Here is a 20,452-nt window from a genome sequence, read left to right on the forward strand (position 1 = left end):
CTAACCGGCGTCGGCCTTTTCCTGCTTTCGCTGCGCCGCCTCCTTCTTGCGGCGCAACACCTCATCTGTACCGACAAGGTCCTTCGAGGCGCCGGAAATGGCGGTCGAGACGACGGCGGGCGGATCGCTGGCCGGAAAACTGTCTTCGAGCCCTGATTGCAACTGCTCCTCGAGCGTCTGCGGGTTCTCGGAGCGGCCTTCGGCGCGGCGCTCGCCAACGGCTTCGACATCGCTCTTGGTGTCGGGGTGAGCGCGGGCTTCCGATATCGTCGACACCACCAGCTCGATGGCGAACTCTTTCATCGCCTCGGCTTGCGGCCCATCGACATCAGAGTCTTCGATCAGGCGGATGAGCGACTTTTCCAGGGCGCCCAGTTCCTTGACGCCCTGACACCGCGCCAGACGCTTGGTGAGCGAACCGATCAGCGCCGGGGCAAAGGTCGAATAGGCAAGCCTGCGTGTGTCGTCGACCTGCTCGGGATGAAGCTTTTGCAAGGACATAGATGCCTCCAGTCAATCAGCCGGGCAGCTTCTGCCGCTGGCCCCTCCTTAGGAAACAGAGGGGAGGGCAAGAGGTTCCATACAGTCCTCGACAGGGTCGACGAGTTCAACTCCACAGCGACGCCATGGTCAGCGACGCTTCGAATATCTGCTCCCTGTTCTCGTTCAGCATCTTGACGGTGATCCGCCGGTGGTCGCCCTCCGGAATCTCGTCGCGCGCCACATCGTGCAATATGCGCAGCGCTTCGGCTCCCGCACGCTCCCGGCTGGGAAAAAGCTGCCCCTCTTCATCAATCTGGGTCTCGGCGTTGTACAAGTCGAAGTAGAACCGTTCCATGTGTGCAAGGATCCCTGCGTGAGAACGCTAAGGCGCATCGCGGTTGAAAGGACGCAGGCGACGCGCTTCAGGTCTGTGTTTTTATGCATGTCGTTGTCTCAAAATCGGGGCCATTTTTGAGCGACATGGATTAAATCCCAACCCGCACCCATGGTTCCATGCGACTGTGTCCTGAGCAGATTTCCTGCCAGGAGCCGTCGCCGTGCCGGCCGATTGCAACCGCACCCGATCTCCGGCGTTTGGCTAGGCCACGAATGTCCACGAAATCTCGAACTGGATCCTCGATGCTAGAACCGCTTTATCTCAACCTTGGCCAGCATGACGCTTTGTCCGAGCAGGAAAAGGGGCTGCTGGCCGCCGCCATGACCATCGAGATGGATTTTGCCACTGGCCAGGACATCGTTTCCGAGGGGTCGAGGCCAGGCTACAGCACGCTCATCATCGAGGGATTGGCGGCGCGCTACAAAGTGCTGGAGGATGGCGGCCGCCAGTTCACCTCGTTGCAGGTGCCCGGCGATTTTGTCGATCTGCACGCCTTTCTGCTCAAGACAATGGACCATGGCATCATCGCATTGTCGCCATGCCGGGTGATCGCCGCCGACCACAGTCGGCTAAGGACGATCACCGAACAGGCGCCTCATCTCAGCCGCTTGCTGTGGCTGGACACGCTCGTCGATGGCGCCATTCACCGGGAATGGATCGTGGCCATGGGCCGGCGGTCCAAGACTTCGCATTTGGCGCATCTTGTGTGCGAGCTGTTCGTCCGGCTGCAGGTGGTCAAGCAGACCAACGGCATGAGTTTCCGGCTTCCTCTGTCGCAGGCGGAACTGGCCGATGTGCTTGGGCTTTCGGTGGTCCACATGAACCGGGTCATCGGCGCGCTGCGCAAGATCGGTGTGATCGGCTGGGCAAATTACATGGTGACCATTCTGGACTGGCAGCAGCTGGTGGAAATCGCCGAGTTCGACCCGACTTATCTCAGCATGAACCGCGAGCCGAGATAGGCTATCCGGCGTTCGCCATGACATCGCAGGCAATCCGTCAGCCGGTCTTTCAACGATGCCCATCCAGCGACGCCAATTCGTCGAGCATGGCAAGGGCGGCACTTGGCTTGGCCGGCTTCAGCAAGCCCTGTTGGGCGGCGGCATTCTGGAAAGCGGCAAAGGCGATGTCCGGGCGGCAAATGCCGTTCAACGCGTCGTCCACCAGCCTGTCGGCCGCCTTGTAGGCCGCCGTCTTCTTGTTCTTCCATGTTCCGCCTAGCGCCCTCCTGGCGTCGGCGATCGACGACACCGTCATCGCGCTTCCGTCCACGAATCTGATCGTCAGGGGCAGAAAACGGCTCATGCGCTCACCATCCAAACCATTCGCGTCTCGCCCGGATCGATCTCATCACTTGCCTCCTTGAAAACGGGATCGCCATAAACGAGGAAATCACAAACTGGTTGCAGCCCGGCGAGCTACATGTTGCTTGCCGGCCAGATCGGCCGATGCGGACGATAAGGCGGCCGCGGCGCCGGCTTCAACGGGATGTCGGCGAGCGAGTTGCGGATCGGCCTGTACAGTATCGGCGAAGACGCGGCGCGGCGGTGCAGTACCGCGGCAGACAGTTTGGCAATCAGATTTCGAACGTCCATGGGACACCTCGAGCGCGTTGAGAGTCCCCCCATGGCGATCACCTACCACCTCACCCCCACCATCCGCATTTAACTTTGATATAGGCCGGACGAATACGCGCCGCGCGCAATGTCTGCCGCCACCTTTGCTGGTCACCCGTCCGACAAGCAGGCGGCGATGTCTCGCAATTCGGCGCCAAGAACCCCGATGAAGCGCCCGGCCCAGCCGGAGGAGATCGCGCCCGCCTATGTGTTCCTGGCCGCAATGTTCAAGCTACATCACCGGCGAGAGTCTGCCGATCGTCGGCGGCTATTGAGCGGCGTCGCCAGGCTGGCGGTCACGCATCCCAGCAGCGACGTCGCAGACGCTGCTGCAACCGGATGAATTTTCGTGCATTCTTGTGCATGGCCACAATGCTTCGAACCGACACGCCGGCAAAATGCTGCTCCTATTGCGGTTCGCGAGAGCATGACTACGAGGATTGTCCGAAGCGCAAAGCAGAGGCGGAGCGGCAGTGGGAAGGCCAGGCAAAGCCCGGCGCCGAATCCCAGGCGACGGCCGAAGTCTAGCTGGGCTCGAACAGCTCGATCACGTTGCCGGACGGGTCTTCACAAAGAATCTGTCGCCCGCCCGGACCTTCGACGATCTGGTTGCGGAACCCCACGCCGGCCTCGCCCATCTTAGTCACGATTGACGGCAATTGCTCGACCTCGAGCACGAAGCGGTTCCATCCGCCCGGCTCGGGTGTCCGGCCGTCCGGCATCGGCCTGGCTGCCGACGCCAAGGGACCGGCGAGCCAGAGCGAGAGGTCGCCGCGCGTCAGGATGGCCATCGCCGGACCGAATTGCTGCTTCAGCGCGAAGCCCAGATGGCTCGTATAAAACGCGATGGACAGATCGACATCGCGGACCAGATATCGGACGGACACCATTCGCAGGCTCCCTCACAAACGCCCTCCCGAGAGATAGCTGGCGGGACAAGCTGGGGCAAGCCCGCGGCGCACGCTTCGGGCGTCTATGGTGCGATTGCGTGGTCGGCCTGTCTCTCTCTCACGAAGGCCGTCAGCAGTTCCATTCCCGCTGGCCAGTCGCCCAGCCCGCTATTGCTGTTGATGTGACCAAGCGGCCCGGCGATGTGCAGTTCGCTGCCCCATTGTGTGGCTTTCTCACGGGCATAGCCGTTCGGATCATAGGGATCGTCGGTGCTGGCCACGATCAGCGAGGGGAAGCGAAGCGGCCCGCGCGGCGTAGCGGCGAAGGGAATTCCGTAAGCGGGATAGACCGGCGAGGCCGGGTCGGGAACCGCAACCAGAAACGCCCCGCCGATCCGACGGCTCGACACCGCCTGCCAATGCGCGACCAGCAGGCAGCTGAGACTGTGGGCGACGAGCACCGGCGGGGTCTTTGCCTGTAACACCGCGACGTCCAGCGCCGCCACCCAGTCGTCGAAATCCGGCAGCTCCCAGCTTGCCGGGCTGAAGCGGCGCATCGCCGGGTCGGCCTGCTGCCAGCGTGTCTGCCAGTGGGCCTCGCCCGATCCGCCGCTGCCCGGCAGAATGATGAAGTCGGTCATGGAAAATCCTGTTTCTTCGCCGCAGATGATGCCCAATCCTAGGGCTTCTCCTCGTTCGCGGAATGAGAGATCATCGGAAAGCGACCAAGAATTCCGATGGATTGAAGGTGTTCATGGCAAACGGCGATTACCGGCCACGGCTCGACCCCACCGACATGGCAATCATCGAGATCATGCAGGAGGATGGCCGCATCGGCATTTCCGAACTCGGCCGCCGCGTCGGCCTGTCCCAGCCCGCGACGTCGGAGCGGGTGAAGCGGCTGGAGGAGCGCGGCATCATCGCCGGCTACCGGGCCGCGATCGATCCCACCGCCCTCGGTCTCGGCACCATGGCCATGATCCGCCTGCGCACCACGCATGAGCACATCCAGACCTGCCTGAAGAAATTCGCGGCCATGCCGGAAGTGGTCGAGGTGCTGCGGGTGACCGGCGAGGATTGTTTTCTGGTCAAGGTCGTCGTCCCGTCGCCGCCCGACCTCGAAAGCATCGTCGACGCCATCGGCCGCTACGGCGCGGTGACGACCAATGTGGTGCTTCGGGCCGAGCCGCCGAAGCGGCTGGGGCGGGAGCTGATGGCGAAGCTCTGAGCGGCCACTCGCGGCAAGAGGATTGCAAGCGCCTCCTTTGCGAGGTTCGGCTTTGCCGCGAAAGAATTTCGCGGGCTGGTGTAGGATCGGCGGCGTGGCGCCCGTCCTTGGGGCGAAACCCGTTGCAACCCTTGGAGGACATCATGGAAGCCGTTCAATCGCCATGGCAGACCGCGGCCATTCTCATCGCCCGCCTGACCCTGGCCGCCCTGTTCGCGATGGGCGCCGGCCTCAAGTTCATGGATATGGGCTTGACCGCCGGCTACATCGCCGCCGCCGGCTTCCCGTTCCCGCTGTTTCTGGCCTGATGCGCCGCGATCCTCGAAACGCTGCTGGTGATCGCCTTGCTGACCGGAGCATTCTTCACGCCGGCTGCCCTGGTCGCCGCCGTCTATGTGGTCTTCCTCGGCTTTGCCTTCCACGGTCCGTCGCACTGGACCGGCAACCAGGCCGAGGTCGGCGCCTTCATATCCCATTTCCCGTTCGCCGCCGGCTTGTTGTTCGCCGCCGTGCATGGACCGGGCAGCGTGCTGGCCTCGAAACTCGGCCGAGGGTGAGGCCCCGCGTCGGCAGACCGCCTCACATCTGGTCGTTGTAGGGTTCCTTCATCTGGCCGACCATGCGGGCCAGTTTCGAGAAGGACGGCATGTCCGCCTCCGGCTGGCATTGATTGGCCAGTTCCAGCAGTCGGATCGGAAAGTTGACGGCGTCGCGGTTGGACTCCGACATGCCGTCGGACCGCTCCTCGCCGGTTTCGATGGCCTCGGCCTTGCGCAGCGCAATGTCGATATCCTCCACCGTGAGCAGGCCCTTGCGCACCAGCACCTGATTGATCGAGGCGACGGCCATCAGCAGGCCTTCGAGTTGCAGATTGGCGACGTTCATGGCTGTTGCTCCCATTTGGCTCAGGCTCAACGCATGAGCCGCTGTTACGATCCGGACGGGGATACAAGCGATAGGCGTCCGTCGATGGCCTGCGCTACTCTTCTATCCAGCGGCGGCCATATTCGGCCCACAGCGCCTTGACCTCCCGGCTGCCGAGGCGCGGGGCGGCACCGTCGCCATAGGCGATCAAAACGCCGCTGATGTCGTAATGGGGGTGGGCGTCGATGACGAAGCGGATCGCCTCGCCGAGCGGCCTTCTGCCGATGACCGGATCGGCCTGGCCTTGGCCGACGCTGCGAACGCCCGAAACAGTGGCTGGCGCTTGCCGCATCCTGAACACGGATGCCATGGCTGGTTTGTCCATCCCGCTCTCCCCCGAGTTGGAGTGGAATGATTCCATAAGAGCCAGCTAATGACCAGTCGCTAGACGGCCTGTCGAAGGCTGCGTCTTGTATCCTGCAGCCGGTTGAAGGACTGTTCAGGCCAGCGGATCCGCCGCCGGCGGCCTGGCGGGGAGGCCGAGCCTTGTCCGCTCGCCGTCGGCAAACTCCTCGGCCGCTTCCTGGGCCATGAACAGATGCTGGGTCACCGTGCCATTCTCGGCAACCAGCACCGCCCATTGGCGGCGGTCGACACGTTCCACGCGAACGTCATTGGGCTCTCCGGCCACCATGATCGTCCTCCAGCAGGCGTACGGCACGGAGGGGGCGTGCCTTTACGCCTTGGTCTTGCTCTTGGCCGGCGCCTTGGCGGCCGGGGCCTCGGGTGTCCTGATGCCGAGCCCGAACTCCTTTGCCAGCTCCGATCGTTTGGCGGCGTAGCTGGGCGCCGTCATCGGATAGTCACCGGGCAGGTCCCATTTGGCGCGATAGGCTTCCGGCGTCATGCCATGGGCGGAGCCGAGATGGCGCCGCAGCGACCTGAACTTCTTGCCATCCTCGAGGCAGTAAATGAAATTCGGCGTCACCGAGCGCTTGCGGTTGACCGCGGGCTCAGGCGCAGGTTGCGGGGGAGCGACGGGATTGTCCACGGCCGCGAGCGCTGCATTGACGCTCTCGATCAACGCCGGCAGGCTATCCGGCGGCACAGAATTGTTGCGCACGAATGCCGCGACGATGTCGGCGGTCAGATTTATATTTCGGATTTTGTCCTCAGACATGGCTTCTTTTGCCCCCTTGATGCCAAAGGGCAAATTATCAGACAACATCCGCCGACGGCATGGCACTTTAGAACATATGCATATGACTTGACGCCGGATGTGGTAGCGCTAGCATCGCCGAGTCTCCGATCGATGTCGATGTAGGAATTCTTTCCTGACATATCTTGACCGGTGAGGGCAGCTATGCTATGATTTGTCGATGGTGCTGATTTGCGCCACCAACCCGCCGCCGAGGCGGGTTTTTTGTTTCAGGCCGGCTTGGAAGCGATGATGGCCAGTGACGCGAGTTTTCCCTCGCTCAGGCAGCTTATGTAGTTTTTTCGCCGCTGCACGAACTCGGCGCCGAGCACGATCGCATTGGCCTGCTGCTGGGCGGGCGAGGGCACGATGCCGGAATTTGCCCGTTTCAACGCCAGCTCGACGTGATCGCCGGTTTCGTCGATGACGTCGTCGACCTGGAATCCGGCTGAAGCAAACAAGACCTTCAGGGTTTCGCGGTCGACAAGATGGCTGACTGCAGCCGACACCGCCCAAGGCAAGGGATAGTGAGGCTCGCCGTCCGCCAGCACCGCCTCGGTCCAGACAAGCCTGGCCTTCGGCTTCAGCAGGCGCCACGCTTGCCCAATGACCGCCGCCTTGTCGGCGATATTCATGCCGACATAGAAGCAGATTGCCGCGTCGAATGTGTCGTCCGCAAAAGGCAGCCTTGTCGCATCGGCCTCATGGAAACGCACTTTGTCGCCGAGGCCGCAGAGCTCGGTCAGTCGGCGGGACGCCACGACGAACGCCTGCGTCAGGTCGACGCCGTCGACGCTGCACCCATAGGTCTCGGCAAGGAACCGGGCCGGGCCGCCAATGCCGCTGCCGATGTCCAGAACCCGATCGCCGGCGGAGGGCGCAAGACGCGCGGCATGGTCCTGCGTGGCGATCAGCTCGCGGCCATGAAGCTGGTCGAACGGATAGAGTTGTTCGGCCGCGAGGCTGCCGGCCCTGGCGTCCGGCACAGCCGACAGGATGCGCTCGACGATGCCGCCGCTGCCATAGTGACTGGTCACATTGCTCATTGCGCTCTCCGACGAGACGCAGCATCCCATCGATGCTGCCCTTGCGCAATGCGCGGCCGCGCCAAGACGCGGCTTTGACCGAAGTAGGAATTAGTTCCTAATCATATACTTGAGAAAGTATGGGAAAATGTCCTATGATTCGAGCCGACAGGCCGGCACTGATCTGAAAGCGCAAATAGAGGCAGGGACGCGGAGCTAGAAGGTGATATCTTCGCGGACACCGCGAAGCGCATCCTCGACCTCGTTCTCAGTGAACAGACCGAACTTCCTGAACATGAACACAGCCAAAGCCAGCGTTAGTTTGGCGCATGATTCGCTGGTCACATGGATGAAACCCATGGTGACCTCCTTGTGTTCTATGGATTCCATGGCTGGTCGTTCGAAGCGCGACAGATTGAAGGGTTGCTCGAAGAGCGTGCCGCCAATCATGGATGCGGTCCCGTGGATGCACCAGTTTCTATCATCCAGGATTCTGAAGGCAGCGTTCGCAAGCTCCTCAGCCCGTGGAACGGCCCCAGCAAGCTCTGGTATTGCTTTGATCGCCTTTTGGAAGAATCGGATTTTTGCCCGCGCATTCAGGGGCAATGTAGTAACTAGCGAGCTAGCGCCTTTCTCATAAAATAGGATAGAAATGCAGTGGTCGAACCCGTGTTCGGCAGCAGCCCAATTGATGGCTAACTTGCCGATGGCGCGTTCAAAATCTTCTCGCTGGATAGGGTCCAATGAAAGAATCAGCCAACCGTGATAGCGACAAAACCAACGATACACGCTTCAACGAGACGGTACAGCGGATGCTGAAGACGCCGCCCAGATCGCACCATGAAGAAAAGCATAAGACAGACCAGAAGACGCAAAAGTCCAAAAATAAGGCCGAAAAGCCTGAATAATTGGACTTTTAGCTTGCACTCCTCATATTGAGGCACCATGCCATATGTTGATTCGCGGGCTATAGCCAATTGGTTCATTAAGCGCGCTAGACGCGATGGCGGTCGCGCGCTTTCAAATATGCAGCTTCAAAAGCTGGTCTATTTTGCCCACGGCTGGAACATGGCTCTTCATCGCCATCCACTTATCCGCGACGAGGTGCAGGCGTGGGAGTTTGGTCCCGTCATCCCCACTCTGTATCGCGCTCTAGCGCCGTGGGGGCCTGATCCGGTCACGCAGCCAATTGACGCCCCACGCGAGAATTTGGAGCCGAACGAGCGAGATGTTTTGGAGCAAGTTTACGCGGCATATGCGGATTATCCGGCGTCAACGCTCTCATCCCTGACCCACCGGCGAGGCACACCTTGGGAGAGGGTCTTTGAGCCCGGCCGTCGCGGCGTTGTAATTCCAGACAATGTGATTGCGGACTATTTCAGTGGACTCGCCGAAAAGCGCTAAGCCAGACGCCGATATGAAGGCCCTGGTAAGGGCCGAGGTGGAGTCGTTGCCCGCAGAGACGGACGAGTCTCAGGCGATTTACGAGCTTGAGAAGGCGCGGCTGGAAAATGAGAAGCTGCGCACGCAAATCGACAGCCTAAAAGAAGGCGTGACTGACCAGCGGGCCGACCGAAATCTCAGGCAGGGGTACGCCGACAAAGCATTCCGCTTCCTAATTGTCTTCTCGGCATTCTCAGGGATTATCCTGATCGCACAGGGAATTCCGAGTTGCCCCTTCAAGCTGGACGATAAGGTCGTCATCACTCTTATTGGATCTACAGCGGTGGCTGTCGTGGGCTTGGTGGGCTGGATCGCTCGGGGCCTGTTCAAAGCCCCGAGCTAGAGCCCTTACTACTTCGAATTGCCATCAACCGGCGCGCCTTCTGCTTAGGCGTGACCGGCTTCACCAATCCGCCGATAGGTAAGGCGCTTGCCTTCGATCATTGCAAGCAACTGGTCGTGGCGTTCGGTGTCAGTCACCTTAAGAGCCGTGCGACGATTGTAGCGGAAATCGAACTCAGCAAGGTAGCGGTGCAAGTGAGCTTCGCCGCAATGCTGGTAGACGCCAACCATGCCGCGCTTGAACACTGAGAACACGCCTTCAATCGTATTGGAGTGGATCGTCTCTGCGCCTTCGTAGCGTACGTATTCGCCAGCGGCGTGATTGGTCGTCTTGTGCGATGCATGTTCATCGCCAGTGCGCGTGTAGAGGCGCGACGAGTCGGTATAGAGCGTCGTCGCGAGACACGTTGCGGACCAGCACATCGCGCACGGTAGAGGCCGTGGCGTCGTTCAAATGGAACATACGGGCTTTGCCGCCGCGCTCGACCAGACCAACCACAATGCGCTTATGCGCGCCGCCGCCTTTGCCCTTCTTGGTGAAGGGGCGGCCCTTGCGCTGCTCTGAAACGCGAGGCGTCTCACGCTTGCCGATGTAGGTCTCGTCGGCCTCGACGGTCTTGCCTTCGCCGCCAAGCGGCCCGGAAGACTTCACGTCTTCCTTCATGGCTTCGCGAATGCGGTGCGCCATAAACCAAGCTGTCTTGTAGGTGACGCCGAGCATACGGTGTAGCTGGTGCGCGCTCATGCCTTTCTTGGATGAGGCATACAGATGCGAAGCCAGCACCCACTTGTGCAGGCCGATCTTGGAACGCTCGAATACAGTGCCGACCGTGACAGAGAACGGCGCACGGCATTCGTTGCATTTGTAGACACCGGGGCGCGTGGACTTGCCCGCCAGTTTGGCAATGCGCTCAGGATTGGCATTGCCGCAATGAGGGCAGAACGGGCCGTGGGGCCAATGGATAGCCTCCAAATGCTCGCGGGCTTGTCGGCGTCGTGGTAAATGGCGTTGGTCAGATCGAACATTGCGATACCGCAAGCTGACGCTCACCTATGTCAGCGGCGCCGGCACTTTGCCAACGACGGCCAACGGCATCTGGCTGATGTTCGACCGTGCCGGCGACAGAGGCGCCGACGGGACGGGAGTAGGAGATTTTTTGGGGCCTGCGTCTTCCGTGACCGACAACATCGTCAGCTTCGCCGGGACCACGGGTAAGGCGGGGAAGGATAGTGGGATAGCGGTGTCCAGCCTGGCGCCGAAGGCCAGCCCGACATTCACCGGGACGCCAACGGGGCCGACCGCAGCGCCTGGAACGAATACCACGCAGTTGGCTACAACGGGGTTCGTCAAGGCTGGGTTGGATCTGAAACTTGATAGCCGTTCCAACCTTGGTGTCGTCGCGCAGACGATCACCGATTGGAACAACGCCCTGGACAATGGCTGGTATATGGCCTCGGCGGCGGCTAATGCGCCGGACGGCGTAAACTGGTTCCTGGGGTTTGTGGAAGCGCACGGCAGCACTGGCTACCGGACGCAGACGGTGCATGATTTCGTCAACGACACTACGGCGGCAGACCAAAAGCTATGGCGGCGCAGGCAGGCTGGCGGTGCCTGGGGAGGATGGATCAAGCTGCAATGGTCGCAGGCCGAACAGGATGCACGCTATGTCCAATCGTCCACGGCGTTGCTTCAGAAGTTTTATGAAAGCGCGCAGCAGACCATCACGAATGCCGGATCACTGACGCTAACGCATGGACTCGGCGTCAAGCCAAAAAACTACTTTGCCGTGCTGCAATGCACTACGGCAGATGCCGGGTATTCCATTGGAGACGAAGTACTGGCTAATCCGGGCGGCGGTACAGGCAACAAAGGTCTATCGCTGGTCCCGGACGCCACCAACATCAATGTGCGGTTTTCGTCCACCGCTGTTGATATCACCGCCAAAGGCACCGGCGCAGGCACCACAATTACCAACAGTAGCTGGAGGCTCGTCGTGCGAGCGTGGGCCTAATTATTAGCGGCTTCTCTCCTGGCCTGCAGCAGATCCTGCTGAGCGCAGTATTTCTCGTAAGGCGACCCCGTATACCGCGAAATGTATATGTCTACGCTTACCGATACAGGCAAAACAGCCAAAAAGAAGCCGCCTGTCGATAGCAGCCATCCGGCACCGCAACATAGGCGCCAAGAGCGACAAGTGCCACCAGTCCAATTTGCAGGGACTGATACCGGTACAGAAGCCACATCTAAAAAGCCCTTTCCAATTTTGAGGCGACACCATGACAAAATACTTCGTTGACGGCAATGGCGCCTATCTCGGCGGCTTTGATGGTGAAGACCTCGAGCTTCCTGAAAATGGCATCGAAGTGCCTGAAGCCCCGGAAGATGCGCGTCAAATATGGGATGGCTAGGCTTGCAGTGCTGCCCCGGCAGTCCGCCACATTGTGCTGAAATCCATAGTGCAAGCCCGCATCATCGACGGCGGCAAGATGCCGCAGGCCTATGGCATGCTCACCGGCAACCCGATCTATTTCGCCCGCTGGTTCGCTCCGGACGATCCCTCTCTCTACAGCGACGATCCTGATGCTGTGAACTTGGTCCGAGCGCTCGGGCTCGATCCGGCGGTAATCCTCGCCCCTAACCCACAACCCCAAAAGAGGCACAAAATGAACCGCAACTTCGCGCGGGCGCTTGCGCTCGTCCTCAAATCCGAAGGTGGCTGGTCCGACAATCCGGCCGATCCCGGCGGCGCAACCATGAAGGGCGTGACGCTGGCCAATTTCCGCCGCTACGTGAAGGCGGATGCGACGAAGGACGACCTTCGCCATATCACGGATACTCAGGTGGCGACGGTCTATCGCCGCTTCTATTGGGATGCCGCTGCGGGCGCAGAGCTTCCCGGCGGTGTCGACTATGCCGTCTTCGACTTCGCCGTGAACAGTGGGCCGGGCAGGGCGGCTAAATATCTGCAGGCGGCAGTTGGCACCGCACAGGACGGCAGGATCGGCCCGGCCACGCTCAAAGCTGTCGGCGCCAGGCCACCGGGCGCAGCCATCGACGATCTTTGCGATGCCCGCCTGGAATTCCTGCGGCGGCTGCCGACCTGGCCGGTTTTCGGCAAGGGTTGGAGCGATCGCATCCGGTCGGTCCGTTCCCAGGCGCTGTTGATGTCGGCACTACAGCCCGCTCCGGCACCTTTGCCGGGCACCCCGCCCCAGCCATCAGCGCTCTCACCGAAGCCCGGCAGTGCGATGCCGCCGGTGTCTCCCGGCGGGCGCGTCAGCCCCGTCGAACGCCTGCCGTTCTGGCGTGCGCTGCTTCAAATCCTGAAATCGATTTTCGCAAGGAGTTCGACATGATCGCCGTCTTCATCCGCATCGGCTTGCGTTACGGCGCCGGTGTTCTGGTCGTGCGTGGCCTGCTCGGCGCCGACGACGCGGCGGCATTTTCTTCCGACCCCGACATTCAAGCTGGTCTGGAGATCGCCGCCGGTCTCGCCATCGCCTCGGTCACCGAGACTTGGCACTGGCTGGCCCGCAAATCCGGCTGGGAGCACTGACATGGAAGGGTTTCAACAACTGCTCATCGCCTATCTCGAAGCCGCGAAACCCTACGCTATCGGCTTTGCCGCCGGGCTTGTCGCCGGGTGGCTGCTGTGAGCGCGCTCCTCGCCGTCCTGCTTGGCAACAAAGCGCTGCTGGGCTTCCTGGCATCGGTCATCGCCGCCCTTTGCTGGGGCGTTCACCAGCGGCTGGCCGGCGCCAGGGCCGAGCGCGGCAAACTGGCGGCCGCTGAGGCCGCGGCGCGCGCGGTCGCTGAGCAGGTGCAGAACGACGTCGGCGCACTGCCGGCGGACGCTGTTCGAAAGGAGCTGAAATCATGGGCAAGGGACTGATGCTTGCGCTGCTTGTGGCGCTTGCCGGGTGCACGACTGCTTCGGGCGGCTTCTGCGCGATTTCGAGCCCGCTGCGCCTTTCGGCCGAAGCCGCCGACGTCCTGTCGGACGCCGAGGCGAGAGCGCTCCTGGCGCACAACCGCAAGGGACAAAAGCTCTGCGGATGGAGGCCTTAGCCGATGCACGACCTATTCGACATGCTCGGCATCAAGGGGCCGGTCGTCGCCGCCGGGCTAGCCGGCGGCGTGCTGCGAGCACTGTCGCGCCATCGCTACAAGCTGCGCGAGATGATTGCCTCGCCGATCTGCGGGGCGCTGGCGGCTGCGTATCTGACGCTGCCTGCCGTCGCCTGGTTCAGGGCAACCGGCATGCCTATCCCCGATCCGGCCGACGATACCACGACGCTCGCCGCCGCCTTTTTGATCGGCGTCTCGGCCATGTGGATTTCCGACATCGTCTTCGAGGTCATCGTGCGGCGGTTCGGCTCGGCCGGCAACGAGTGATGCACTTGAGATGCTGGAAGAAGCCAGCGACAATGCCTACCTAAGGAGCAATCCAATGGAGGTATGATATGGCGACGTCCACCGAACGTGCAGTCCTTGCCGGCGGCTGTTTCTGGGGCATGCAGGATTTGATCCGGCGCTATCTCGGCGTGATCTCTACCCGCGTCGGCTATAGCGGTGGCGATGTGCCCAACGCCACGTATCGCAACCACGGCAGCCATGCCGAAGCCATCGAGATCGTTTTCGATCCGGCCAGGATCAGCTTTCGCACATTGCTCGAATCCTTTTTCCAGATCCACGATCCGACCACCAGGAACCGCCAGGGCAACGATGTCGGAATGAGCTATCGCTCGGCGATCTTCTACACCAGCGACGAGCAGAAGCGCGTCGCCGAAGACACCATCGCCGATGTCGATGCCTCTGGACTGTGGCCGGGCAAGGTCGTCACCGAGCTTGCGCCGGCGGGCGATTTCTGGGAGGCGGAGCCAGAGCATCAGGACTATCTCGAGAAATACCCCAACGGCTATACCTGCCACTTTGTCAGGCCGGGCTGGAAGCTTCCGGTCCGCGAAAAGGCTGTTTCGTAACGCAGCCGCTATCGTCTGCTTATCTGGCGGTCGAACTATTCTTCCGCGCGATCGGTATGCCGGCCGCCTCGTAGAGGTGGCCGTGCTCGGGCTCCCCATAGACGAACGCGCCGTGGACGGGTTTGCCGTCGACCTCAGAGTCTGAGAACGCGACGGCCTCGATCTTCTTTGTTCCGGTCAGGCTCTGGTTTCGAAGATAGGCGAAGGTTCGCACCGCTTCTCCAACAATTCGATCGAGAAACGGTTTTGGCCGCCTCCCGGGCCGTCGCACTAGGCTTGGAAAGCGCTCTCGTCCCGAAACAAAATGGTGCTGTGCGCAAAGCGCCGGCATGATCTGATAGATTCGGTTGAGCGAGCAGGTCATGAATCCTGGGTGAAAAAGAACGAAGTCGACCTCTCCTCTCAGATGCATGGTCCTGCGCAGCAATCTTTGCGCTGCCGATCTGGAGAGGACATAGCCTGCGGCGCCCGCGTGCAGGCCATAAAGTCTGGCAAGCGAAAACCCATCATCGAGAGCGACTTCCTTGCGTTCGACCCTCACTTTGGCAAAATGCGTTTCCAGCTTGATCACATCGGCATCGCGTGGCACCCATCGATCGGAAGCAAGCAGCGAGCCGGCGCCAGCGCCGAAAACGACGTCGTCTTCGAAAACCGCGCCATATTGATCCGCGCCGTTCGCAACGATCTCCCAACACGAGCGGTGGCTCAGGAAACAGCAAACCTCAGCAGCGCTCAGCGGGCTTTTGGCGACAGAGCAGCAATCGGGGCAATCAATGGCGGAGACACGCTCAAATGGTACTCCGATCCGGCCGAACTCGGACGCGACATGCGCCAGCCGATCGCGACAACGATCAAGATTGATCACCAGACACCTCATCAGCGCCCCCTTTGTCCGGTGATCAGTGAATATCACGTTCCCGTGATTGCAAATTTGCTTACGTGCGGGGCAGTGGGTAGCGGCGTACGTGCCGCCGGTTGATTTCGGAGGTTGGGTGGACATTGACTGCATCCCCGGCGAGGCGCGAGGCTTAACCGTGCGCGGGTAGACGAGTCGAGTCGCCCTAGAAGCCGAAGAATTGCCGGCCGATCATGTATCCAAGCGCGACGACCACAAGGGGAAACAGGGCGGGCGCCAGCCGACCAAGAGCGGAGGTCTTTGGCTGTTGCCTGGAGATGGTCGTGGGCGCATTGCCGAGATTCTTGGTCATCCGGCATAGTAGCAAGCGCTGATTAACGATTCCGTAACCCAGTCGAGGCCGCCGAGGCTTTTTGCGTTTCTGGCGCGACCTTGACAATGCCCAGCCCGTGACGCAACTGGGCCGTCTTGAGAGCATTGTGAGGCAAGGTCAATGCGGGTGACGCTCGTTTTGAAGGGCGTAATACCCTGCCGAGGTTACGGTGGGATTCAGCGTCAGGTCGAATGGCTGGCCACGGAGATGGTTCGTCTCGGACACGAAGTCGTGGTGATCGCTGGCCCTGGCTCCAGCCACCCGCTCTTCGAAGTCCGGCACGCTTCGACCGATGCCGAATGCCGGGCAGCCATTCCGCGCGACACGCAAATCGTCCACACCCATAGTTGGCCCGTCGAGGTGCCATTTCCAACGCTGAATACGCAGCGCGGCTTTATGCCGGACCAGCCCATGCCAGTTGCGAACTGGAGCTTTATCAGCGCCAATCATGCCCGCCAGCATGGGCGCGAGACATTCGTCTACAATGGCTTTCCGGTGGACGCCTATCGTTTGTCGGCTGCAAAGGGCGACCGCCTGCTATTTCTCGCCGGCATTGCACGATCAAGCAAAGGCCTCAACCGCGCCGTCGATCTCGCCAAAAAATTCGATTTCGGTCTCGATATCGCCGGTGGCTCGCGTTGGAAACTGCTGGGCCGAAGTCAGACCCGCCGCGAAGGGTTGTTTTTCAAGAGCCTTGGCAGGCGATACCGTTTCCACGGAATCGTTGACGGCGAGCCGAAGCTTCGCCTTCTCGGCGAAGCGCGAGCCTTCCTCAACCCCATCGCCTGGGAGGAGCCGTTCGGCAACGCACCGGTCGAAGCCATGTTGTGCGGCACTCCGGTGCTAACGACGACGCGAGGCGCATTGCCCGAGACGGTCGATGCCGACAGCGGGCGCTTCTTTGAGACCGATGAAGAATTTGCGGCCGCTTTCGAGGCCGTCGCCGACCTTACGCCTCAGCAATGCCGCGAATCGGCCGCGACGAGATTTCCCATCCAAAAAGCGGCGCGCGGCTATCTGGATCTCTATGCCCGCATCCTTGACGGCGAAGCGCTTCCTTGACGACCGGCGATCCAATCCTCTTCGTCGGCTTCCCCGCGGTCGGCGACTTCGTCCGTTGCCATTCCGCCATCCAGATCATTGCCGCGCGATTTCCTGATCGCCCCATAGATGTCGTCACCTCGCCCGTTGCAGCGCCGCTGGCGCGCCTGATGCCGCATGTCAGGAAGGGCTGGGCGTTTGCCAAGCGTCATCAGCGCCCCGGTTTTGGCGAGCGCAGCCGCCTGGTTGGCGAGTTGCGCAAGGAAAATTACCGTACGGCCTATCTGATGACCAGCAGCACCAAGGCGGCGCTGATGGCGTTCATGGCCGGAATAGAGGAGCGCATCGGCTATCCGCAGGAGTTGCAATTCGGCCTCCTCAATCGCTTCCCCGCCGGCTGGTTGGCGCATCTATGGGCCTTCGGACCCCGCAAGACGCGGCTCTTCGAGGAGGTCTGCTCGATTGCCTCGCTTGGCGAAAAGCCGGCTGCGGGCGCAGAGTGGCCGGCGCCCCGGCTTGTGGTCGATCCGGCCGAGTTGGACGATTGGCGCCAGCACAAGAAGATCGATGCCGGGCGACCGGCCCTGGCGCTCTATACTGCCGACATTGAGAATTTCCGCTCATGGCCCGTCGAGCGCTTCATTTCGATCGCCAGAGACCATCATGATCGCGGCTGGGCAATCTGGATTGTAGGCGGACCGCGCGAGCACGCCGGTGCCGCAAAAATCCGCGCCGCCATTCCTGAGGCAATCGACTTCACCTCGACCCCGTCGATTGCTGACGCGATGTGCCAGATCGCTGCGTCAACCATGTTCCTCGGGGTTGATGGCGGGATTTCCCACGCCGCCGCTGCCCTGAACGTCCCATGCGCGCTCATCTACGGGCTGAATCGCCCCTATGTGCATGGGCCCGTAAACAACCATGTTCGCTTTATCGAACCGCCGCTTTCGACGCCCAGCTGGGTCAAGGACACGCGCGGCGTCAGCGAAACTCGGGTGAGGGAGGTTCTGGCTGACCTCTCAGCCGGTATTGCCAACTGACCGGTGGCCTCGCCGGCCCCAAGCGTCTGATCAAACGCTCCGTGGGGGCAACCATCGCCCCGTTTCGGGTTTACCCCTTGGCACTACCCCTTGGCCCTGCGGTTTTCGGGCTCGTGATTGCCGACCCAGTGGGCACGGATGCGGTCGCTGGCTTCAAGGTAGGCCATGTCGATGAGGTAGGTCAGAAGCTTCTCGCCGTCGCCTTCGGCTTTCTGCCGAAGCTCCCGCAGTATCCCTTGCGCGAACTGCAGGTTCTCCATTTTGCTCGGCTGGTCCATCGGTGCCCCCCAATGTCTGCGCATGAACTTTGTGCTGACTATGCTTGCATGAAGATTGCCGTGAAGTGGATATTGCACGTGCGGACCGCGATCCTGCGAAGGCGCTGGCTGCATGAAAGCCGCCCCATCCGGATTCAAGATTCGCTACACTATGTGACGGAAAGAAAATAAACAAAGCGTTCTTTTGTACAAGACAGGAAGATTCCTTCAGTTCACACCACGACATACTTGGACAGCATAGTTGACGTAACGATATTGCGTGGTCTTAAGCTCTCGTTTCCAAACAAAACGTAGCATCGTTGCAACCACAAGACGAATTCCAGCTGACCGGGGACGCTCCGTAGTCAATCGCCGGTTACAAACGGCATGGGTCTCAGCCCAGGGCTTTGGCCAATCCATCGTTCCACGGCAGCGCAGGCCGGATGATCTACCGCCCGCCTTGGCTTGACGCCAAGGCGGGCTTTTTTGCGTTTGGCTTCTACCGGGTGAAATGTTGTCGGACCCGGTCCTGTCGGCATCGGGCGGTTTCGAGAATGAATTTCCTGCCTGCCGGCTGTCTGCGCCGCTCGCGCTAGGCCGACTTGCGTTGCGGCAAGCTAGACGGCGTCTCGACACCGTCAGAAATCGGTTCGGCTGTCCGGTTTGTCGGCTCGTCATCGACTCGGTCGTGCTCGAATTGCCGGGCGGCAGGCAAGCGTTGCAACCAGTGCTCACGGCGATTGACCCAGAGTTCATAGCTGGGCTCCAGCCCTTCGGTGGGCACCTCATCGAGGCTGCCAATCGTCACTTCCACCTCATTCTCACGAACCAAAGGGACCCGGCCGCCGCAGGTGGGACAAAAACTTCTGTCGCCGTAGCTGCTGACGATACCCGTCGTTTCGAACGCCTCGAGCGGCCACACTGCAAACGCCGAAAAAGCCGACCCGCTAGCCTTGCGGCAGTCCTTGCAATGGCAAAGGCCAATCCGAAAGGGATCTCCCGTCACCGAAAACTGGATGCCGCCGCACAGGCAGCTGCCGCTCCGCCTTGTATCATTGGGCATGACCGCTCCTCCATCTGGTTGGGCATCACACCGCTACATCTTGCAGCGCCATGCGCACAATCAATTCACCCGCAGCGCAAGGGTTCCATGTCGCCTCGCGCAAAGCATCGTCTGAACCCGGGAGCGCCATGGCAACGACCGCCGCAAGGCTGCTGGATGTGTCAGTTCGGGAAATCGAACACCGGTTCCCGGCACCAATAGACACGGCACTGGCGATCACGTGTCGGAACGGAGGCAGCGACCGGCACCTCCGGCCAGTCGCACTCGTTGCCGTATTGGCGGACATAGCGATCGTAAGTATTCTGGCCGGTCGTCAACACCGCCGAGTGATGGCTCTGGATCAGGCGCTGCGTCTCCTCGCAGCTCATCGAACGCGTGTCGGGTCGGGCGTGGGCCGTGCTTGTTGCTGCAAACAACGCCGTTCCAATGATCCATGCGATTGTTTGGGATGTCATGGCGATCCTTATCCTAAAATACGGCCAGGTATTTCAACAGCGAAATGATGCCGATAATGAGGACAACGATCTGCGCGATCTGCCTCGTGCGGCCATCGAGCGGCAGACGCTGGATGAGATAGAGCACCAGGATGATCACCAGGAAAGTGATTAGAATGCCGATAAGTACCGATGAAGCCATGTCCCTCACTCCGTCTGGCTACGTCTGAGAAGAGTACGCAGCGGCAAACGCTCTGGCCCTTGATTGGTTCCTGTCGATGCGAAGCCATCGGCGCAGCGTAAAGGCCGCGAAACAACGTTCCGCAGCCTTTGAAGCTGGATGCCGATCAGGGCCTGTTTGCCGCAATGGTTGTCGTTTGCCATCGGCGACACAGTCCCAGGCAACTTGTTGCTGGCGTCAGGCGGGGCTAACGGGAGAACCGCCTCGGGTTGACGAGCTTCCGACAAAGACGGCCTGAGTTGCGCTTCGTTGTCGACATTTGCGCGAGCCCTGAGATCCGGCGCCGCCCGGCGGGTGATCGCCTTTTCGCAGGAGAACAATTGCCGTCCCAAGGGGACGACGGGAACCGAAACCTCGCACGTGCATCTCAGCTACCGCGGAACGGGCAAATCGAGCAGGTGGGGAATTTGGGGTAGGGAAATACGTCATCCAACATGCGGGGATTGGAATCCCAGGTGTCGGGCCCGCCAGTTTGTTGGGAGCGTTGCCCGTTGCAGCCTACACCATCGACACACGGGGCCGCATCACGTTCTACAACGAGGCCGCCGAATGAGTGGGACGACGCGCCGCGGTTTTGGCTCCGTCGTCCTCCAGCGGGTTGCGCCACAAGCGCTTAGCGGCACCGGACAACTGGAATTTGGGGACAAGGCGTCGTCTGGACGCTCCAGGCGCCGCCGA

At 61.1% G+C, this 20,452-nt stretch carries 32 protein-coding genes and 3 pseudogenes; 17 read left to right on the plus strand and 18 right to left on the minus strand.

Annotated elements, in window-relative coordinates; translation table 11 throughout:
* Positions 1 to 501, minus strand: coding sequence for a hypothetical protein (locus NKI32_RS16425; protein ID WP_023693749.1), 501 nt, complete (start codon positions 499 to 501; stop codon positions 1 to 3).
* Between the two features lie 106 nt (positions 502 to 607).
* Positions 608 to 838, minus strand: coding sequence for a DUF6894 family protein (locus NKI32_RS16430; protein WP_023671435.1), 231 nt, complete (start codon positions 836 to 838; stop codon positions 608 to 610).
* 284 nt (positions 839 to 1,122) lie between these two features.
* Between NKI32_RS16430 and NKI32_RS16435 the strand changes: the two genes are divergently transcribed.
* The gene (locus NKI32_RS16435; protein WP_023671436.1) at positions 1,123 to 1,842 is read left to right on the plus strand and encodes a Crp/Fnr family transcriptional regulator; all 720 of its coding nucleotides are present in this window, start codon (positions 1,123 to 1,125) and stop codon (positions 1,840 to 1,842) included.
* A 49-nt stretch (positions 1,843 to 1,891) separates the two neighbouring features.
* Here NKI32_RS16435 and NKI32_RS16440 read toward each other — a convergent pair whose 3' ends face one another.
* Positions 1,892 to 2,185 (minus strand): DUF982 domain-containing protein, encoded by a 294-nt coding sequence (locus NKI32_RS16440; RefSeq protein WP_353003002.1) that lies wholly within the window; start codon positions 2,183 to 2,185, stop codon positions 1,892 to 1,894.
* Positions 2,186 to 2,298: 113 nt separating this feature from the next.
* Positions 2,299 to 2,475, minus strand: coding sequence for a hypothetical protein (locus NKI32_RS16445; RefSeq protein ID WP_023693747.1), 177 nt, complete (start codon positions 2,473 to 2,475; stop codon positions 2,299 to 2,301).
* 133 nt (positions 2,476 to 2,608) lie between these two features.
* Between NKI32_RS16445 and NKI32_RS16450 the strand changes: the two are divergent.
* Positions 2,609 to 2,771, plus strand: a pseudogene (locus tag NKI32_RS16450) (SDR family oxidoreductase); the annotation flags it as partial.
* Between the two features lie 249 nt (positions 2,772 to 3,020).
* On the opposite strand, the gene NKI32_RS16455 reads toward NKI32_RS16450, so the two are convergent.
* Both NKI32_RS16455 and NKI32_RS16460 read right to left on the minus strand, forming a co-directional pair.
* On the minus strand, positions 3,021 to 3,386 hold the full coding sequence (locus NKI32_RS16455) for a VOC family protein (protein WP_023753167.1): 366 nt from the start codon (positions 3,384 to 3,386) through the stop codon (positions 3,021 to 3,023).
* Positions 3,387 to 3,469: 83 nt separating this feature from the next.
* A complete protein-coding gene (locus NKI32_RS16460) occupies positions 3,470 to 4,027 on the minus strand; it encodes an RBBP9/YdeN family alpha/beta hydrolase (protein WP_353003003.1) in 558 nt (185 codons plus the stop codon).
* A 113-nt stretch (positions 4,028 to 4,140) separates the two neighbouring features.
* Between NKI32_RS16460 and NKI32_RS16465 the strand changes: the two genes are divergently transcribed.
* Together NKI32_RS16465 and NKI32_RS16470 are read left to right on the plus strand one after the other, a co-directional pair.
* Positions 4,141 to 4,614 carry an Lrp/AsnC family transcriptional regulator gene (locus tag NKI32_RS16465; protein ID WP_023693744.1) on the plus strand — a complete coding sequence of 158 codons (474 nt, stop codon included), beginning with the start codon at positions 4,141 to 4,143 and terminating at the stop codon, positions 4,612 to 4,614.
* Positions 4,615 to 4,757: 143 nt separating this feature from the next.
* Positions 4,758 to 5,171: pseudogene (locus NKI32_RS16470) on the plus strand (DoxX family protein).
* A gap of 22 nt (positions 5,172 to 5,193) precedes the next feature.
* On the opposite strand, the gene NKI32_RS16475 reads toward NKI32_RS16470, so the two are convergent.
* From NKI32_RS16475 to NKI32_RS16500, 6 genes are all read right to left on the minus strand, one after another.
* On the minus strand, positions 5,194 to 5,499 hold the full coding sequence (locus NKI32_RS16475; protein WP_023671444.1) for a hypothetical protein: 306 nt from the start codon (positions 5,497 to 5,499) through the stop codon (positions 5,194 to 5,196).
* Positions 5,500 to 5,593: 94 nt separating this feature from the next.
* Entirely contained in the window at positions 5,594 to 5,863 is a 270-nt protein-coding gene (locus NKI32_RS16480; protein ID WP_352860355.1) for a hypothetical protein, read from the minus strand.
* A 114-nt stretch (positions 5,864 to 5,977) separates the two neighbouring features.
* The gene (locus tag NKI32_RS16485) at positions 5,978 to 6,172 is read right to left on the minus strand and encodes a hypothetical protein (protein WP_023689866.1); all 195 of its coding nucleotides are present in this window, start codon (positions 6,170 to 6,172) and stop codon (positions 5,978 to 5,980) included.
* 42 nt (positions 6,173 to 6,214) lie between these two features.
* On the minus strand, positions 6,215 to 6,658 hold the full coding sequence (locus NKI32_RS16490; protein WP_023671447.1) for a Ros/MucR family transcriptional regulator: 444 nt from the start codon (positions 6,656 to 6,658) through the stop codon (positions 6,215 to 6,217).
* 248 nt (positions 6,659 to 6,906) lie between these two features.
* Entirely contained in the window at positions 6,907 to 7,722 is an 816-nt protein-coding gene (locus tag NKI32_RS16495; RefSeq protein WP_353003004.1) for a class I SAM-dependent methyltransferase, read from the minus strand.
* 195 nt (positions 7,723 to 7,917) lie between these two features.
* Positions 7,918 to 8,445 (minus strand): hypothetical protein, encoded by a 528-nt coding sequence (locus tag NKI32_RS16500; RefSeq protein ID WP_023740019.1) that lies wholly within the window; start codon positions 8,443 to 8,445, stop codon positions 7,918 to 7,920.
* Between NKI32_RS16500 and NKI32_RS16505 the strand changes: the two genes are divergently transcribed.
* From NKI32_RS16505 to NKI32_RS16515, 3 genes are read left to right on the plus strand one after another with little or no spacing between them, the layout of a single operon-like run.
* Positions 8,445 to 8,609: a hypothetical protein gene (locus NKI32_RS16505; protein WP_353003005.1), complete on the plus strand. Its 165-nt coding sequence runs from the start codon at positions 8,445 to 8,447 to the stop codon at positions 8,607 to 8,609. The genes NKI32_RS16500 and NKI32_RS16505 overlap by 1 nt on opposite strands.
* A gap of 37 nt (positions 8,610 to 8,646) precedes the next feature.
* The gene (locus NKI32_RS16510; RefSeq protein WP_023819037.1) at positions 8,647 to 9,105 is read left to right on the plus strand and encodes a Panacea domain-containing protein; all 459 of its coding nucleotides are present in this window, start codon (positions 8,647 to 8,649) and stop codon (positions 9,103 to 9,105) included.
* A 13-nt stretch (positions 9,106 to 9,118) separates the two neighbouring features.
* A complete protein-coding gene (locus tag NKI32_RS16515; protein ID WP_023749530.1) occupies positions 9,119 to 9,487 on the plus strand; it encodes a hypothetical protein in 369 nt (122 codons plus the stop codon).
* 44 nt (positions 9,488 to 9,531) lie between these two features.
* On the opposite strand, the pseudogene NKI32_RS16520 reads toward NKI32_RS16515, so the two are convergent.
* Positions 9,532 to 10,512 (minus strand): annotated as a pseudogene (locus NKI32_RS16520) (IS1595 family transposase).
* Here NKI32_RS16520 and NKI32_RS16525 point away from each other — a divergent pair.
* The 8 genes from NKI32_RS16525 (at position 10,512) to msrA (ending at position 14,469) form a co-directional block, all read left to right on the plus strand.
* Positions 10,512 to 11,498, plus strand: coding sequence for a pyocin knob domain-containing protein (locus NKI32_RS16525; RefSeq protein WP_353003006.1), 987 nt, complete (start codon positions 10,512 to 10,514; stop codon positions 11,496 to 11,498). The pseudogene NKI32_RS16520 and the gene NKI32_RS16525 sit on opposite strands and share 1 nt — an antisense overlap.
* 265 nt (positions 11,499 to 11,763) lie before the next feature.
* Positions 11,764 to 11,895, plus strand: a complete 132-nt coding sequence (locus tag NKI32_RS16530; RefSeq protein WP_280790706.1) for a hypothetical protein — start codon at positions 11,764 to 11,766, stop codon at positions 11,893 to 11,895.
* Between the two features lie 255 nt (positions 11,896 to 12,150).
* Complete coding sequence (locus NKI32_RS16535; protein ID WP_488377249.1) at positions 12,151 to 12,843, plus strand: glycoside hydrolase family 108 protein; 693 nt, start codon at positions 12,151 to 12,153, stop codon at positions 12,841 to 12,843.
* Positions 12,840 to 13,043: a Pam3-gp28 family putative phage holin gene (locus NKI32_RS16540; RefSeq protein WP_352625869.1), complete on the plus strand. Its 204-nt coding sequence runs from the start codon at positions 12,840 to 12,842 to the stop codon at positions 13,041 to 13,043. Before NKI32_RS16535 ends, NKI32_RS16540 begins: the two co-directional genes overlap by 4 nt.
* Before the next feature lie 96 nt (positions 13,044 to 13,139).
* Complete coding sequence (locus tag NKI32_RS16545) at positions 13,140 to 13,379, plus strand: hypothetical protein (protein ID WP_023808298.1); 240 nt, start codon at positions 13,140 to 13,142, stop codon at positions 13,377 to 13,379.
* A complete protein-coding gene (locus NKI32_RS16550; RefSeq protein ID WP_352625870.1) occupies positions 13,364 to 13,555 on the plus strand; it encodes a hypothetical protein in 192 nt (63 codons plus the stop codon). Before NKI32_RS16545 ends, NKI32_RS16550 begins: the two co-directional genes overlap by 16 nt.
* 3 nt (positions 13,556 to 13,558) lie before the next feature.
* Entirely contained in the window at positions 13,559 to 13,882 is a 324-nt protein-coding gene (locus tag NKI32_RS16555) for a hypothetical protein (RefSeq protein WP_023689880.1), read from the plus strand.
* A 68-nt stretch (positions 13,883 to 13,950) separates the two neighbouring features.
* A complete protein-coding gene (msrA, locus tag NKI32_RS16560) occupies positions 13,951 to 14,469 on the plus strand; it encodes a peptide-methionine (S)-S-oxide reductase MsrA (protein ID WP_352510825.1) in 519 nt (172 codons plus the stop codon).
* A 19-nt stretch (positions 14,470 to 14,488) separates the two neighbouring features.
* Here msrA and NKI32_RS16565 read toward each other — a convergent pair whose 3' ends face one another.
* Positions 14,489 to 15,334 carry a glycosyltransferase family 25 protein gene (locus tag NKI32_RS16565; protein WP_353003007.1) on the minus strand — a complete coding sequence of 282 codons (846 nt, stop codon included), beginning with the start codon at positions 15,332 to 15,334 and terminating at the stop codon, positions 14,489 to 14,491.
* 484 nt (positions 15,335 to 15,818) lie between these two features.
* On the opposite strand from NKI32_RS16565, the gene NKI32_RS16570 reads away from it, so the two are divergent.
* Positions 15,819 to 16,760 (plus strand): glycosyltransferase, encoded by a 942-nt coding sequence (locus NKI32_RS16570; protein ID WP_023808296.1) that lies wholly within the window; start codon positions 15,819 to 15,821, stop codon positions 16,758 to 16,760.
* The gene (gene waaF / locus NKI32_RS16575; RefSeq protein ID WP_353003008.1) at positions 16,757 to 17,779 is read left to right on the plus strand and encodes a lipopolysaccharide heptosyltransferase II; all 1,023 of its coding nucleotides are present in this window, start codon (positions 16,757 to 16,759) and stop codon (positions 17,777 to 17,779) included. Before NKI32_RS16570 ends, waaF begins: the two co-directional genes overlap by 4 nt.
* Positions 17,780 to 17,862: 83 nt before the next feature.
* Here the strand turns inward: waaF and NKI32_RS16580 are convergent, their stop codons facing one another.
* The 4 genes from NKI32_RS16580 to NKI32_RS16595 form a co-directional block, all read right to left on the minus strand.
* Positions 17,863 to 18,057 carry a hypothetical protein gene (locus tag NKI32_RS16580; protein WP_023705682.1) on the minus strand — a complete coding sequence of 65 codons (195 nt, stop codon included), beginning with the start codon at positions 18,055 to 18,057 and terminating at the stop codon, positions 17,863 to 17,865.
* A gap of 571 nt (positions 18,058 to 18,628) precedes the next feature.
* On the minus strand, positions 18,629 to 19,099 hold the full coding sequence (locus NKI32_RS16585) for a GFA family protein (protein ID WP_023705683.1): 471 nt from the start codon (positions 19,097 to 19,099) through the stop codon (positions 18,629 to 18,631).
* 161 nt (positions 19,100 to 19,260) lie between these two features.
* On the minus strand, positions 19,261 to 19,554 hold the full coding sequence (locus NKI32_RS16590) for a hypothetical protein (RefSeq protein ID WP_023730429.1): 294 nt from the start codon (positions 19,552 to 19,554) through the stop codon (positions 19,261 to 19,263).
* Positions 19,555 to 19,567: 13 nt separating this feature from the next.
* Positions 19,568 to 19,735, minus strand: a complete 168-nt coding sequence (locus NKI32_RS16595; RefSeq protein ID WP_023727872.1) for a Thivi_2564 family membrane protein — start codon at positions 19,733 to 19,735, stop codon at positions 19,568 to 19,570.
* Between the last annotated feature and the right edge of the window lie 717 nt (positions 19,736 to 20,452).

Source organism: Mesorhizobium sp. M0761 (genome assembly GCF_040320205.1).
Classification (GTDB): domain Bacteria; phylum Pseudomonadota; class Alphaproteobacteria; order Rhizobiales; family Rhizobiaceae; genus Mesorhizobium.